Below are 14,941 nucleotides of genomic sequence, written 5' to 3'. Positions count from 1 at the left end.
GGCGGAAGGCAGCCGGAGTCGAACCTGCCCGGGAACGGATGCCGTCCCCAACCGGGTTTGAAGCCCGGCCGCGCCACCGGGCGCGATTGCCTTCCTTTGAACTCAGGGTGCGTCGGCACTGGCCAGCGCGTTGTCGTGGCGGATCACCCGGGATTCGCCGATGCGCCGGGTCAGGCCGAGGCGATCGAAGTATTCCAAGTAGTGAATACAGCGTTTGCGTCCCAAGCCTAGCGCATCACGGAAGGTTGTCACCTGGATCGACGGATTTTCCTGCTCCAGTTGCAACAGAATGTTGGCCATGCGCCGCAGTTGCCCGTCAGACAGAAACAGGTCGCGCACCACTTGGTGCATCAATCCCAAGCGCGCCAGTTTGCGCAACAGCAGGCGCACCACGGCATCCTCCACGCCCAACACGTTGGCGACATCACGTACCCACGGCGGATCAAACCCGGCCTGCTCGAACAGCGGCTGCATGCGCTGCCACAGGGTTTCGTCTTCAGCACTCAAACGCACCTGATGATCCGGCAGATGCAACCACGGCCCGCTGGCGTTGATCGACCCAGCAGCGCGCAGTTCTTCCAGCAGGCTGACAAAGGTCGAGCGCTCCAGCGCCAGACCACTGAAGCGTCGCAGGCGGTCGCGATCCGGGCCCATCTGGTCCGGTTCCAGCTCATGCAATTTCGCCAGTTGCTCCAACAGGGTGAACTTCAATTGCCCCCAGCGCTGCACATTGAACAGCACCGGTCCCTGGCGGGTGTCGATCAGGCGCACGTTGGCTGGTAGCGCCCAGTCTTCACGCTGACGATTGAACTGGCGCTCCAGCCGTTGCGGATCGAGGCCGCCCGCGCTGTGGTCGAGCAGCAGTGGTAGCGCTTGCTCAAGACTGTCGCTGTCGGCCAGCGCTTGCAGCTGTGCCAACCGTTCCGGGCTCCGGCGCTGCCGGGCCGGAGCGAACGGGTCGAGCACCTGGCCACCGCCGAGGGTGCGTTGCGCGCTCTGATCCCGCAGGATCAAGCGATCGCCCTTCACCGCGTGCACCGGGGCGTTGATCAGCAGTTGCGCGAACATGCGTTCGCCTGCACGCAAACGCGGGCCTTCGAGCAACGCCACGCGGGCGATGACGTCTTGCGTACCGAGGTGCACATGCACCGGGTGAAAGTGCTCGAATGTGCGCTCACCGGGCAGCAGTTGAAATTCGATATCGACCCGTTGCGTCGGTGCGTGCAGCCATTCGGCCAACAGCCATTGGCCGCGATGGATCTGCTCCAGGGTCAATCGATCGCCACTGATGTTCAGCGCCACCCGTTGCCCGGCGAAGGCCTGCTCGGCGGCCTGATTTTGCGCGTGCAGTCCTCGCACCCGCACCAATTTCCCGGACGGCCCGAGGGCCAGTTTGTCCCCGACTGACACCGTTCCCGACAACGCCGTGCCAGTGACCACAATCCCGGCGCCCGCCACGCTGAAGGCGCGGTCGATGGCCAGGCGAAAACCACCTTCGCGGCTGCGCTCATGCACTTCGCCTTGGATCTGCAGCAAGCTCTGGCGCAGTTCATCGACGCCCTGCCCGGTCACGCTCGACACCGCCAGCGTCGGCGCATCGGCAAACGGCCCGGCCTCCAGCAAATCCAGAACCTGGCGCTGCACCTCTTCCACCCTGCCTGCTTCAACCCGATCGCATTTGGTGATCGCCACCAGCGCCCGGGGAATGCCCAGCAATTGGACAATCGCCAGATGCTCGCGGGTCTGCGGCATCACCCCGTCATCCGCCGCCACCACCAGCAACACCAGATCGATGCCCTGCGCGCCGGCGAGCATGTTGTGGGTGAATTTCTCGTGGCCCGGCACATCGATGAACCCGGTCAGCCCGGCACCGGGTTCCAGCTCCGCGTAGAGATAACCGAGGTCGATGGTCATTCCGCGCTCGCGCTCCTGCGGGCGGCGGTCGCCGGTTTGGCCGGTCAGGGCTTGCAGCAGCGAGGTCTTGCCGTGGTCGATGTGCCCGGCGGTGCCGACGATCACGACTCGACCTGCAACTGCGGCAACTGCGCCAGCCACGTCGGCTCGTCGTCGAGTTGGCGTAGATCGAGCCACAGCGCGTCGTCGTCAATTCGACCCAGCACCGGAATCGGCAAATTGCGCAACGCAGCTTCCAGATTCAGCAGACAACGCCCGCGCAAACGCTTGGACACTTGCGGGCGCAAGCACAGCGCCGCACTCGGCAACCGCGCCACCGGTTGGCTGCCGCTGCCGATCATGCCCAACGCCTGCACGGCGCTGACCTGCCACGGTTCGCCCAAGACTTCAGCCATCGCCGGTTGCAAACGAGAGGCCTGGGCGAGAATGTCGGCTTGCGGGCGAGTCAACAGCCGCAAACTCGGCAGACGTTCGGCGAGGCGATCCGGGTCGCGATACAGGCCCAGCACCGCTTCCAGCGCCGCCAGGGTCAGCTTGTCAACCCGCAAGGCGCGCTTCAGCGGATTCTTTTTGATCTTCGCGATCAATTCTTTGCGCCCGACAATCAACCCGGCCTGCGGCCCGCCGAGCAATTTGTCGCCGCTGAAGGTGACGATGTCCGCACCGTCGAGCAGCGCTTGGCGCACTGTTGGTTCCGCTGGCAGGCCCCAGCGGGTCAAGTCCAGCAGACTGCCGCTGCCCAGATCCTCCAGCAGCGGCAAGCCGTGCCGATGCGCCAGCTCGGCCAGTTCGGCGGTGGGCACCCGGGCGGTAAAGCCTTCGATGCTGTAGTTGCTCGCATGCACGCGCATGATCAAGCCGCTGCGCGGGCTGATCGCCGCCTCGTAGTCGCGGGCGTGGGTGCGGTTGGTGGTGCCGACTTCATGCAGGCGCACACCGGCGCGGGCCATGATGTCGGGGATGCGGAACGCGCCGCCGATTTCGATCAGCTCGCCGCGCGAGATGATGCCTTCCTTGCGCGCGCCCAGGCTGTTGAGCGTCAGCAGCACCGCAGCGGCATTGTTGTTGACCACGGTGACGGCCTCGGCGCCGGTCAGTTCGCGGATCAGACCTTCGATCAGATCATCGCGATCTCCGCGCTTGCCGCTGGCCAGATCGAATTCGAGATTGAGCGGGTAACGTGCGGCCATCTGCACCGCTTCGATGGCCTCTTCGGGCAGCAAGGCGCGGCCGAGGTTGGTGTGCAGCACCGTGCCGGTCAGGTTGAACACCCGCCGCACGTTGCTGCGCTGTTGCTGCGCCAGACGCTCGCCGACGCGGCCGGCGAGCACTTCGGGGCTGATTTCAATGGCAGACAGTTGACCTTGCAACACGCTGAGCCGCAGCTCATCAAGCAACTGCCGCAAGCCGCTCAGCAACGCCTCACGACCATAACGCTCGGCCAGCGGCAGACAGGCCGGGTGACGCAACAAACCATCAATGGAAGGCAACCGCAGGGCAACACTCGAAGACATCAGCCACTCCCGAAAACAAGACTCTCCGGCATGACCTGACGCAACGCGTCTAAATACAGCACACCGGCCCCCAATTGTGGGAGCGGGCTTGCTCGCGAATGCGGTGAGTCAGCCACAAATAATCTGACTGACACGGCCCCTTCGGGAGCAAGCCCCTCTCACAAGTTTTTCAGGAGTGTAGACGTTCTGGTCATTCGTCTCCCGGCGCCAGCATCAGATTCGGTGCCAGACGCTGAATACCGTCCTGCGCCAGACGCATGTCGAGCAGCAGGCTGCTGAGATCCGCCGACAACGCTTCGCCTTCGGCATCGTTCTCCAGATAGACCAGTTTCAGGTAGCTGTTGCAGCCTGGGCAGACTTCCGCCCGAATCGGCGCCTGATTGGCCGCATGCCGATCATCCTCAAGACTCAGGTAATCCAGGCCTTTGCTCGACTCGCAATACACGCACTTGACCCGCACCACGTGCCATTCGCAGGCGCACAACGAACACACCAGATAGCGCAGGCCGTTGTGTTTTCCGCGATGGCGGATCACCCCGGCCATCGCTGGTGAACCACAGCCCGGGCACTGGCTGAGGCTGTCGCCGGGTTTCAGTTGCAGGTTCGGTGCGCTGAGCAGCCAGTGGCTCCACGCCGCTTGCAGCCCGGCGCCGAGAAACGGCACCAACTGTGCCGGCACCATCGAATATTGACCGCTGACCAACGCCACCGCCCACGCACGCAACTGGCCGGCACTGGCGCCGCGCAGTGTCGCGAGCGCGTCGACTACGGCGGGTTGATCGGGCGCCACGTAACGTTGCAATAAAGCATCCAGATAAGCCCGCCAAGCGTCTTCGCGAACCAGGGTGTCGGCAGCAAACGGCGGCAAACCATGCAACTGACAGGCTTCGATCCTTTGCTGATCAAACGGTGCCGTCAGCGGTGGATCGTCGAAAACCTGCTGTTGAGCCCGGCACAATCCGGCGATCAGCCGCAGGTAATCGGCCAGCGGATGCCCCTGAGCCAATTGCTCCAGGCGCTGGGCGCGCAAAGTGAACAGATTGTGCGGCGGCAGGTGCAGAAACGGCGGCGAACTGGCCGCCGCTTCGATTTCCCCGGGTTCAAGAATGGTTGCCAAAAGTCAGCCCTTTTTGGTGATCGGTCGCTCCGGCACGTCCGGATTGCGTTCATCGCGGGTGATGTCGCGATACCACAGTTCATGGTGCTTCTTCGCCCAGGCGCGGCTGACCCAACCATGCAGCATCGCGTCCACCGAACCCTTGATCCACAGCCCGGCGTAGATGTGCACGATAATGCTGAGGATCAGCACAAACCCGGCCAGCGCATGCAGGAGCATGGCCCAGCGGATCACGGTGATGCCGAAGTACGCACTGAAATACGCGCGCCAGATCACCAGCCCGGTGAACAGCAACCCGAGCATGCACAGCAGTAAAGTCCAGAACAGCATCTTCTGCCCGGCGTTGTACTTGCCCACCGGCGGCACGCTTTCTTCATCGTTGACCAACACCCGATCAATGCGGCGCATCCACTTCCAGTCGTTGTCGATGAAGAAATTCGCGCGCCAGAAGCGGAACACCAGGCCGAGGAACAACACGAACATCAGCACGCCCATGAACGGGTGCAGAATCCGCGTCCACGGCCCGCCGCCGAACAGGTGGGTCAGCCAGAACATCGACGGATGAAACAACGCCAGCCCGGACAGCCCGGCCATGAAGAACAGAATCGCCACCAGCCAGTGATTGGTGCGCTGGTTGGCGGTGTAACGCAGGATCGTCTTGTTGCTCATGGCCGGTCCTCCCCGCGTGGATCGAAGGTGTGCACCGTCGGATCGACAACGTGCACCAAAGTATCCGGTGGCGCCGGATGATCATCCTCCTCGGTGCGGTTCGGCCCGATGCGCACATAGTGGAAGAAACCGGCGAGCACCGCTGCACCCATCGCCAGCAGGCCCAACGGTTTGCTGATGCCTTTCCACAAGCCCACCAGCGGGCTGATGGCCGGCGCATCTGGCAACCCGGCGTAGATCTTCGGCGTGTCGGCGTGGTGCAACACATACATCACGTGAGTGCCGCCGACGCCTTCCGGGTCATACAGCCCGGCGTTGTCGAAGCCCCGGCTTTTCAGGTCGACGATGCGTTCGGCGGCGTGTTCCTTCATGTCTTCCTTGGTGCCGAAGACGATGGCGCCGGTAGGACAGGTTTTCACGCAGGCCGGTTCCAGCCCCACCGCGACGCGGTCGGAACACAAGGTGCACTTGTAGGCCTTGTGATCCTTCTGCGAGATGCGCGGAATGTTGAACGGGCAACCGGTGATGCAATAACCGCAGCCGATGCAGTGATCCTGATCGAAATCGACGATGCCGTTGGCGTGCTTGATGATCGCCCCGGGACTTGGGCATGCCGCGAGGCACCCCGGTTCGGCGCAATGCATGCAGCCGTCCTTGCGGATCAGCCACTCCAGGTTGCCGGCGTCGGTTTCGTGTTCGGTGAAGCGCATCAAGGTCCAGGTTTCTGCGCTCAGATCCTGCGGGTTGTCGTAGGTGCCGTGGTTGTGGCCGACCTCGTCGCGCAGCTCGTTCCATTCCGAGCAGGCGACCTGGCAGGCTTTGCAGCCAATGCATTTGGTGGTGTCGATCAGCTTGGCGACTTCCTGCTGATTCCTCACCGAGGGCGGCACCGTGGTGGTGGCCGAGCGGGCAATGATGTCTTGGCTGGCCATTTACAGTTTCTCCACGTTGACCAGGAATGACTTGGATTCCGGGGTCTGTGTGTTGCCATCGCCGAGGAACGGCACCAGGGTGTTGGTCAGATAACCGTGACGCGTCTGACCGGTGAATCCCCAGTGCAGCGGGATGCCGATCTGATGCACCACCTGGCCGTTGACCTGCAGCGGCCGGATGCGTTTGGTCACCACCGCCACCGCCTCGATGAACCCGCGCTTGCAGCTGACCCGCACCCGATCTCCGGCGGCGATGCCCTTCTCCTTCGCCAGCACTTCGCCGATTTCGACGAACTGCTCAGGCTGGGCAATCGCATTCAACTTGCAATGCTTGCTCCAGAAGTGGAAGTGCTCGGTCAGCCGGTAACTGGTGCCGGCGTACGGGAAGTCCTTGGCCTCGCCGAGGCTTTCCCAGACCGAGTCGAAGATCCGTGCCGCCGGGTTGCTGGTGGCTTTCTTGTTTTGCGGGTGCAGCGGGTTGATGCCGATCGGCGTTTCGAACGGCTCGTAGTGCTCGGGGAAAGGCCCTTCGTTCATCTTGTCGACGGCGAAGAACCGCGCCACGCCTTCGGGGTTCATGATGAACGGGTTCATCCCGGCTTCCGGCGGCACATCGGCCTTGTAGTCCGGCACATCGGTGCCGCCCCAGGCCTTGCCGTTCCACCATACGAGGCGTTTTTTCGGATCCCACGGTTTGCCGGCGACGTCCGCTGAAGCGCGGTTGTAGAGAATCCGCCGGTTGGCCGGCCACGCCCAGGCCCAGCCCTGATGCTGATGCATGCCATACGGGTCGGCATTGTCACGCCGGGCCATCTGGTTGCCGGCCTCGGTCCAGCTGCCGGCGAAGATCCAGCAACCGGACGCGGTGCTGCCGTCGTCCTTGAGCAACCCGAACCCGGCCAGTTGCGAGCCGGCCTTGACCGCCACGCCGCTGGCATCGGTGAAGTCGACCATGGCGCTGCCATTGATCTCTTTGGCCAGCTCCTCCGGCGATGGCTCGTCGGGGATCTTGTACGGCCACGACAGGTTCAGCAGCGGATCGGGGAACTTGCCGCCCTCGGCCTGATAACGTTTGCGCAGACGCAGGAACAGTTCGCTCATGATGCGGATGTCGGTTTGCGCTTCACCGGGGCCGTCGGCGCCTTTCCAGTGCCATTGCAGCCAGCGACTGCTGTTGACCAGCGAGCCGTCCTCCTCGGCAAAGCAAGTGGTCGGCAGACGAATCACTTCGGTCTGGATCTCGGCGCTTTTCACGTCGTTGTACGGCCCGACGTTTTGCCAGAACTCCGAAGTTTCGGTGGCCAGCGGATCCATCACTACCAGCCATTTGAGTTTGGCCAGCGCAGCCATCACCCGGTTCTTGTCCGGCAACGCAGCGATCGGGTTGAAGCCCTGGCACATGTAGCCGTTGACCTTGCCCTGGCTCATCAGGTCGAACATCTTCAGGACGTCGTAGTTCGGGATGTCCAGTTTCGGCAGGTAGTCGTAATTCCAGTTGTTCTCCAGCGTGGCGTTGGCGCCGTACCAGGACTTCATCAGGCTGACGTGGAATTTGCTGTAGTTCTGCCAGTAGGACAACTGCCCCGGACGCAACGGCATTTGCGTACGTTTTTTGATAAAGGCGTTGTAGTCCTGCTCGGCATCGCCACCCAGGGTCAGATAACCCGGCAGCGAGTTGGACAGCAACCCGAGGTCGGTCAGGCCCTGAATGTTCGAGTGCCCACGCAAGGCATTGACCCCGCCGCCCGGCATGCCGACGTTGCCCAGCAGCAGTTGCACCATCGCCGCACTGCGGATGATCTGTGCGCCGATCGAATGTTGCGTCCAGCCGAGTGCATAGAGGATGGTCATGGTTTTGCCCGGCGTGGAGCACGTGGCAATCTCATCCCAGATTTTCTGCATGGCATCGACCGGCATCCCACAGATCTGGCTCGCCAGCTCAATGTTGTAGCGGCTGTAATGCTGCTTCATCAATTGATAGACGCAGCGTGGATCCTGCAGGGTCGGGTCGACCTTGACGAAGCCGTCTTCCCCCAGCTCGTAACCCCAGCCGGATTTGTCGGTGTAGCTGCGTTTGGCGGCGTCGTAGCCGCTGAAGATGCCGTCTTCAAAGCCATAGCCGGCTTTGACGATGAACGAGACGTCGGTGTAGTTGCGCACGTATTCGTGCTGGATCTTGTCCTGAGTCAGCAGGTAATTGATCAATCCGCCCATGAAGGCGATGTCGGTACCGGTACGGATCGGCGCGTAATAGTCGGCCACCGAAGCGGTCCGGGTAAAACGCGGGTCGACCACGATCAGCCGGGCAGCGTTGTGCGCCTTGGCCTCGGTCACCCATTTGAAGCCGCATGGATGCGCTTCTGCTGCGTTGCCACCCATCACCAGGATCAGATTCGCGTTGGCGATATCGGTCCAGGTGTTGGTCATGGCACCACGGCCGTACGTCGGGGCAAGACTTGCCACCGTCGGGCCGTGTCAGACACGCGCCTGGTTATCGAACCCCAGCATGCCAAGACTGCGAATCACCTTCTGGGTGATGTAACCGGCTTCGTTGGACGCGGCCGACGCGGCGAGGAACCCGGTGGTCAGCCAGCGATTCACCGTTTGCCCGGTGGAATTTTTCTCGATGAAGTTGGCGTCGCGGTCGGCCTTCATCAGGTCGGCGATGCGATCCAGTGCTTCATCCCAGCTGATCCGGGTCCATTCGCTGCTGCCGGGCTTGCGCATTTGCGGGTATTGCAGACGGCCCGGGCTGTGAATGAAGTCCAGCAGGCCCGCGCCTTTCGGGCACAGGGTGCCGCGGTTGACCGGATGGTCGGCGTCGCCCTCGATGTGAATGATGTTTTGCGCGACGTTCTTCGCGGCATCGCCCTGGCTGTACATGATCAACCCGCAACCGACCGAGCAATACGGGCAGGTGTTGCGGGTTTCATGGGTGTGGGCAAGCTTGAAGTGACGCACCTGCTCGGCGAAGGCCAGCGTCGGGGCCATGCCCAACGCGCCCAGGCTAGAGCCTGCAAGGCCGATACCGGCGACCTTGAAGAATTGACGACGGCTGAGATCCATCGTGCACTCCTGATCAGGTGGAACCCGGTACTTGAGCCGGGCTTTTTCTGGACAAACACGGTTACGGCAGAATGCCTGCCGGCTTTTTCACTGTAGACAATGACCACACACTCTGTGTGAAAACCGACCGTCGGCGACAATCGGTCATGCCCTGGAAAACCTGTGGGAGCGAGCCTGCTCGCGAAGAGGCCCTGTCAGTTGAGACAAATATTGACTGACACACCGCCTTCGCGAGCAGGCTCGCTCCCACAGGTTTTGTGTATCGCCGAGTGTCATGGGTTTATCATGGCGCCCATGAACAACCCGCCTTCACGAGACCGCGCATGACTTTCGATTTTGATCAGCTATTCGACCGCCACAACACCGGCAGCACCAAGTGGAGCCGCTACCCGGCCGATGTGTTGCCGATGTGGGTCGCTGATATGGATTTCGCCGCGCCACCGGTGATCATCGAAGCGTTGCAGCAGCGTCTGCTGCACCCGCTGGTGGGTTACAGCGTGGCGCAGGACAACTTGCGTGAAGCGATCGTCGCCGACCTGTGGGACAAGTTCGCCTGGAAGGTCAAACCGCAGGAGCTGATCTTCCTGCCGGGCGTTGAATCCGGTTTCAACATGGCTTTGAAAGCGCTGGTGCAGCCGCAGCAGAATGTTGTGGTGCAGGTGCCGAACTACCCGCCGCTGCGCCATGCGCCGGGGCATTGGGGGCTGAACAAGGTCGAACTGGAATTCATCACTCAGGCCGATGGCACCTACGCCACGCCGCTGGAGACCCTGCGCGAATCGCTGAACGGCGGCGGCGCCCTGCTCCTGAGCAACCCGCACAACCCGATCGGCAAGGTGTTTGGCCGTGAAGAACTGCAAGCCGTGGCCGACATCTGTGCGGCACAGGACGCCTGGATCATCTCCGACGAGATCCACGCCGAGCTGTGCTTCGACGGCCGCGTGCACATTCCGACCGCGTCCCTCAGCCCGGAAATCGCCAAACGTACGATCACCCTTATGTCGGCGAGCAAGGCCTACAACATCGCCGGCCTCAAAACCTCGTTCATGATCATCCAGGACGCCGCCCTGCGCGAACGCGTCAACCACGCCCGTTGCGGCATGGTCGACAGCGTCAACCCGCTGGGCATGGAAGCCACCCGCGTCGCCTACAGCGAAGGTGCGCCGTGGCTGGCCGAGCTGAAAACCTATCTGCAGGCCAACCGCGACTGGCTGGTGGATGCCGTTCGCAGCCGCTTGCCGGGCGTGACGATCAATGTGCCGCAAGGGACGTATCTGGCGTGGCTCGATTGCTCGGCGCTGGACCTGGACAATCCGCAGCAGTTCTTCCTTGAACAGGCCAGGGTCGGTCTGAGCGCCGGGCTGGATTTCGGCGATCAGCACCAACAATTCGTGCGCCTGAACTTCGGCTGCCCGCGGTCGTTGCTCGAAGAAGGCATCAGCCGCATGGAGCGTGCCCTGACCCAGCGCAATACCTGAAAACACCCTAAACCCTGTGGGAGCGAGCCTGCTCGCGAATGCGGTCATTCATCCAACAAAGAGGGTGACTGATACACCGCATTCGCGAGCAGGCTCGCTCCCACATTGGTTTGCATTTCCAAGTCTGAAAGACCAGCGCAAATCCGATCGAACTCACGGCAAACCGTCCGGGTCAACCACCCATACTTGCCCTGAGAACCTCGGAGATTTGTGATGACCGACTATCCAAAACCACCCTTCCCCGCACAAGCCCAAGCCGTCCCCGGTGCGCAAAGCAAAATGCAGCCGTACCCCGACTGCGGCGAGCAAAGCTACGTTGGCTCCGGGCGGCTGGCTGGCAAGATTGCGCTGATTACCGGTGCCGACAGCGGCATTGGCCGCGCGGTGGCGATTGCCTTCGCCCGTGAAGGCGCTGACGTGGTCGTGGCCTATCTCAATGAACATGATGACGCCAAAGAGACCGCACGCTGGGTTGAACAGGCAGGCCGCCAATGCCTGCTGCTGTCCGGCGACCTCGCGCACAAGGCCCACTGCCAGGAACTGGTGGACAAGACCGTCGAACGCTTCGGGCGCATCGACATTCTGGTGAACAACGCCGCGTTCCAGATGACCCACGAAACTTTCGAAGAAATCCCCGATGAAGAATGGGTGATGACCTTCGACGTCAACATCACCGCGATTTTCCGGTTGTGCCAAGCGGCGATCAAACACATGCGCCCTGGCGCGTCGATCATCAACACCAGCTCGGTCAACTCGGACATGCCCAAACCGACCCTGCTGGCCTATGCCACCACCAAAGGCGCGATCGCCAACTTCACCGGCGGTCTGGCGCAGATACTCGGGCCGAAAGAGATCCGCGTGAACTGCGTGGCCCCCGGACCAATCTGGACGCCACTGATCGTCTCGACCATGCCCGATGAAGAGGTGCAGAACTTCGGCAGCGAAACCCCGCTCGGGCGCCCCGGACAACCGGTGGAAGTGGCGCCAATCTATGTGCTGCTCGCCTCCGATGAAGCCAGTTACATCACCGGTCAGCGCTATGGCGTCACCGGCGGCAAGCCGATGCTCTAAGCGGCGCGAGAAAAACTGAACCTGGCGGCATGACGTCCCTCCATACCTTTAAGAGCCCCAACCGGTCTGCAGGATCAGGAGGTCGTCATGTCCGCCCCTCTCATCAAACTCTTCACCCAGCCCAACTTCGCCTGGACCGATATCCGCCGCGAGGAAGAGGCCCATCCCCGTCACTACCTGGCGCATCTGTTGCTATTGGCGCTGATCCCCGCCGTGTGTCTGTTCCTCGGTACCACGTATGTCGGCTGGAGTCTGGCAGCCGGCGAGACCGTACGCTTGAGCACGGCCAGTGCACTGCAACTGAGCATTCTGCTGTATGTGGCGATTGTCGCCGGGGTCGCGATCATCGGCGGGTTCATCCGCTGGATGTCACGTACGTTCGACGCGCGCCCCACGCTTAACCAGTGCATCGGCTTTGCCGCCTATACCGTGACGCCGTTTTTCGTCGCCGGCATCGCCGGGCTCTATCCAAGTCGCTGGCTGGCTATTCTGGTGCTGGGTGCCGCTTCGGTGTATTCGACGTTCCTGCTGTTCGTCGGCCTGCCGACGTTCATGCATGAACGCAAGGAACAGGGCCTGCTGTATTCGGCTTGCGTCTGGGGCGTCGGCCTGCTGGTGATGGTGACCATTCTGGTGTCGATGATTCTGCTGTGGTTCAACGTGCTCGCGCCCGAGTACTTGCGAACTACCGTTGGTTAACCCGGTGCCAACGCTGTCGTCGATGGACGGCCGAACATGAGCTTTGTCATCTGGGTCGCGGTGCTTGGCGCGGTGTTGCTGACCCTCGCGCTGACCTCGTCGTACCTGCGCTGGATGCCGGTCACCACTTCGGCCGTGTGCCTGCTGCTGGGGATCGGCATCGGCCCCAGCGGTCTGGATCTGCTGAAGCTGTCACTGGAAAACGCGTCGGTGTGGATGGAGCACCTCACGGAAGTGGCGGTGCTGTTTTCGCTGTTTGTCTGCGGGCTCAAGCTGCGTCTGCCACTGCGCGACAAGCGTTGGCGGATTGCGTTCGGGCTGGCGGGCCCGGTGATGGTCTTGACCATCGCCGGGGTCAGCGTATTGCTGCACTGGGGCCTGCAACTGTCGTGGGGGCCGTCGCTGCTGATCGGGGCGATGCTCGCGCCGACCGACCCGGTACTGGCCGCGCTGGTGCAGGTCAACGATGCGCGGGATGTCGACAGCGTGCGCTTTGGCCTTTCCGGAGAAGCCGGGCTCAATGACGGCATCGCGTTCCCGTTCGTGATTCTCGGCTTGCTGCTGTTGCAGGCCGACGCGCAACCCGGCGCCTTGACCGATTGGGTGCTGCACGGCTTGCTCTGGGCGGTGCCGGTCGGTTTGCTCACCGGTTACTGGATGGGGCGCGGCATCGGTCGGTTGACGCTGTCGTTGCGCATTCGTAACGACGACAGCACCCTGAGCCCGAATGATTATCTGGCGCTGTCGCTGATTGCTCTGGCTTATGTCGGCGCAGATGCGATTGGCGGTTATGGTTTTCTGTCGGTATTCGCCGCCGGCCTCGGCTTGCGTCAGGAAGAAGTCAAATCCACCGGCGCCAGCCAGCCGCCCGCCGAACATCTGGTGCAACCGGTGGTCGGCCACCAGAACATCGAACCGCAGCACGCGGTGCACGGCGATACCGAACGACTGGAGAGCAGTCAGGTCGCCGCCGGCATCATGATGGGCGACATGCTCTCATTCGGCAGTCTGGTGGAACGGGCCATGGAAGTGTTTCTGGTGACCTTGCTGGGTGTGGTACTGGTGCCGCATTGGGACTGGCGGGCGTTGGTCATTGGCGCGGTGCTGTTCTGCGTGGTGCGTCCGGCCTGCGTTGCGCTGATGCCATGGGGCACTTTGCTCGACGGTGGTCAACGGCTGTTGATCGGTTGGTTCGGCATTCGCGGGATCGGCAGTCTGTTCTATCTGTTTTATGCCTTGAACCACGGGCTGAGTCCTTCAGTCGCGACGTTGTGCACCAACATCACCCTGTCCGTGGTGGCATTGAGCATTTTGCTGCATGGCATCAGCACGCAGCCGCTGCTGGCGCGCTACGAACAACGGCAAAAACGAAAAAACTGATTTTTCCGGCGGCAATATGTCGGGAAATCCATCGAAGTTTTTTCTGAAAATAAATGGATCCCTCGGCCAAAACCGACAGTCACAACCATAACCCCTCGCTGGATGCACTCGGCGAGGTCCGGCAGGTTCGGTTCCCCTGCGGCTTGCAGCCCATGAAGAGGAATCTTTGGATAACAAGGTCACGGTCATGAAAGAATGCTCGACTCCGGCACAAATCAAGGCTTGCAGGGCTTTGGCCCTGGAACGCAATCGTCAATTGTTCGAAGACGCCCACGCCCTCAACCGAGCGGCTTACGAGCTGCTGGAAGCGGACAATCTGGACCTCGAACAGTTTGAGCACTATCGAGCACTGCGCCGCAAAGCCGATGCGAAGTTCGAGGAAGCCATCGATCACCTGTGCGTCCTCAACGAAGACTTCCCGCCGATTCCAATGTCACCGCATCACTCGCAGGAATTGCGTCGGCAACTTGAAACCGTCGAATAAAGCACACAAGAAAAAGCCCGGCAGCGATGTCCGGGCTTTTTCTTTGGGCGGCGTTCAGCCCCCGGGGTTGGTCACCTGAATGAACACTGCATAAGCCCCGAGCAGGATCCAGAACGTGGCGAAGATCCAGGGCGTGCGCACCGAAAACAACAGCGACTTGCGATAGCCCTTGTGGCTCGACTCCATTTCACTGAACAGCGGCGACTCGTCGTAAGCCATGCCCATGATCGGCTCGCTGCGCAACAACTCGCTCTGCTTGTAGTGCCAGTGATCGATGATGTCGTACGCCGCACGAATCCCCGGCCAGGCGTTGAGCGAGCTGAGCAGCCCGAGCAGTGCCAGAAACGGCGGCACCACCAGCGTGAACAGCTTGCCCCACTCGGGGTTGAGGTTGGCCATGCACGATGCGAAGGCAATCACCAGAAACGACTGCGCCGCCAGATAGGCATCGGTGCGATTGGCGAGGATGCTGGTTTCGTACTGGATTTCCTTGCGATAGAAATCCAGCCGTTCCTTGGGTGAGCCGAACATCTTGGCGTCATGTTCGGTCAAGTGTTCTTCAGCGGTGGGCTGGGTCAGTATGCGAGGCAAGGGACGCGCGCTCCGGGGCAGGGAAA

Annotated in this window: 12 protein-coding genes and 1 tRNA gene; 5 read left to right on the top strand and 8 right to left on the bottom strand. The window is 61.9% G+C overall.

Annotated features, from left to right (window positions below; genetic code table 11):
- From CRO59_RS28660 to fdnG, 7 genes are all read right to left on the bottom strand, one after another.
- Positions 1-95: transfer RNA gene (locus CRO59_RS28660), tRNA-Sec, on the bottom strand.
- 7 nt (positions 96-102) lie between these two features.
- Positions 103-2,019, bottom strand: a complete 1,917-nt coding sequence (gene selB, locus CRO59_RS11490; protein WP_097087477.1) for a selenocysteine-specific translation elongation factor — start codon at positions 2,017-2,019, stop codon at positions 103-105.
- Positions 2,016-3,428: an L-seryl-tRNA(Sec) selenium transferase gene (selA, locus tag CRO59_RS11485; protein WP_097087475.1), complete on the bottom strand. Its 1,413-nt coding sequence runs from the start codon at positions 3,426-3,428 to the stop codon at positions 2,016-2,018. Before selA ends, selB begins: the two co-directional genes overlap by 4 nt.
- 190 nt (positions 3,429-3,618) lie before the next feature.
- The gene (gene fdhE / locus CRO59_RS11480) at positions 3,619-4,545 is read right to left on the bottom strand and encodes a formate dehydrogenase accessory protein FdhE (protein ID WP_097087473.1); all 927 of its coding nucleotides are present in this window, start codon (positions 4,543-4,545) and stop codon (positions 3,619-3,621) included.
- A gap of 3 nt (positions 4,546-4,548) precedes the next feature.
- Positions 4,549-5,214, bottom strand: coding sequence for a formate dehydrogenase subunit gamma (locus tag CRO59_RS11475; RefSeq protein WP_047597242.1), 666 nt, complete (start codon positions 5,212-5,214; stop codon positions 4,549-4,551).
- A complete protein-coding gene (gene fdxH / locus CRO59_RS11470) occupies positions 5,211-6,146 on the bottom strand; it encodes a formate dehydrogenase subunit beta (RefSeq protein WP_097087471.1) in 936 nt (311 codons plus the stop codon). The genes CRO59_RS11475 and fdxH overlap by 4 nt, the downstream gene beginning before the upstream one ends.
- Positions 6,147-9,212 carry a formate dehydrogenase-N subunit alpha gene (gene fdnG / locus CRO59_RS11465; protein ID WP_143503067.1) on the bottom strand — a complete coding sequence of 1,022 codons (3,066 nt, stop codon included), beginning with the start codon at positions 9,210-9,212 and terminating at the stop codon, positions 6,147-6,149.
- Positions 9,213-9,535: 323 nt separating this feature from the next.
- Here fdnG and CRO59_RS11455 point away from each other — a divergent pair, with 323 nt between their 5' ends.
- From CRO59_RS11455 to CRO59_RS11435, 5 genes are all read left to right on the top strand, one after another.
- Positions 9,536-10,690 carry a MalY/PatB family protein gene (locus tag CRO59_RS11455; protein ID WP_097087466.1) on the top strand — a complete coding sequence of 385 codons (1,155 nt, stop codon included), beginning with the start codon at positions 9,536-9,538 and terminating at the stop codon, positions 10,688-10,690.
- 213 nt (positions 10,691-10,903) lie between these two features.
- Positions 10,904-11,761 (top strand): glucose 1-dehydrogenase, encoded by an 858-nt coding sequence (locus tag CRO59_RS11450; protein WP_097087464.1) that lies wholly within the window; start codon positions 10,904-10,906, stop codon positions 11,759-11,761.
- Positions 11,762-11,848: 87 nt separating this feature from the next.
- On the top strand, positions 11,849-12,460 hold the full coding sequence (locus CRO59_RS11445; RefSeq protein ID WP_027612797.1) for a Yip1 family protein: 612 nt from the start codon (positions 11,849-11,851) through the stop codon (positions 12,458-12,460).
- Positions 12,461-12,496: 36 nt separating this feature from the next.
- Positions 12,497-13,840 (top strand): sodium:proton antiporter, encoded by a 1,344-nt coding sequence (locus CRO59_RS11440; RefSeq protein ID WP_027612796.1) that lies wholly within the window; start codon positions 12,497-12,499, stop codon positions 13,838-13,840.
- A gap of 187 nt (positions 13,841-14,027) precedes the next feature.
- Entirely contained in the window at positions 14,028-14,324 is a 297-nt protein-coding gene (locus CRO59_RS11435) for a hypothetical protein (RefSeq protein ID WP_007967009.1), read from the top strand.
- A 54-nt stretch (positions 14,325-14,378) separates the two neighbouring features.
- On the opposite strand, the gene CRO59_RS11430 is transcribed toward CRO59_RS11435, so the two are convergent.
- Positions 14,379-14,915 carry a hypothetical protein gene (locus tag CRO59_RS11430; protein WP_003224989.1) on the bottom strand — a complete coding sequence of 179 codons (537 nt, stop codon included), beginning with the start codon at positions 14,913-14,915 and terminating at the stop codon, positions 14,379-14,381.
- Positions 14,916-14,941: the final 26 nt, after the last annotated feature.

This window comes from Pseudomonas sp. LAMO17WK12:I5 (assembly GCF_900215165.1).
In the GTDB taxonomy this organism is placed as follows: Bacteria; Pseudomonadota; Gammaproteobacteria; order Pseudomonadales; family Pseudomonadaceae; genus Aquipseudomonas; species Aquipseudomonas putida_A.
Note: the sequence above shows the minus strand (reverse complement) of the source record. Positions and strands in the feature narration are given on the sequence as shown.

Bases quoted from the DNA above. Each gene is read 5' to 3' on its own strand.
- CRO59_RS11450 (WP_097087464.1), top strand. From the start codon at position 10,904: ATGACCGACTATCCAAAACCACCCTTCCCCGCACAAGCCCAAGCCGTC.
- selA (WP_097087475.1), bottom strand. From the start codon at position 3,428: ATGTCTTCGAGTGTTGCCCTGCGGTTGCCTTCCATTGATGGTTTGTTG.
- CRO59_RS11440 (WP_027612796.1), top strand. From the start codon at position 12,497: ATGAGCTTTGTCATCTGGGTCGCGGTGCTTGGCGCGGTGTTGCTGACC.
- CRO59_RS11435 (WP_007967009.1), top strand. From the start codon at position 14,028: ATGAAAGAATGCTCGACTCCGGCACAAATCAAGGCTTGCAGGGCTTTG.
- CRO59_RS11455 (WP_097087466.1), top strand. From the start codon at position 9,536: ATGACTTTCGATTTTGATCAGCTATTCGACCGCCACAACACCGGCAGC.
- CRO59_RS11475 (WP_047597242.1), bottom strand. From the start codon at position 5,214: ATGAGCAACAAGACGATCCTGCGTTACACCGCCAACCAGCGCACCAAT.
- fdxH (WP_097087471.1), bottom strand. From the start codon at position 6,146: ATGGCCAGCCAAGACATCATTGCCCGCTCGGCCACCACCACGGTGCCG.
- CRO59_RS11445 (WP_027612797.1), top strand. From the start codon at position 11,849: ATGTCCGCCCCTCTCATCAAACTCTTCACCCAGCCCAACTTCGCCTGG.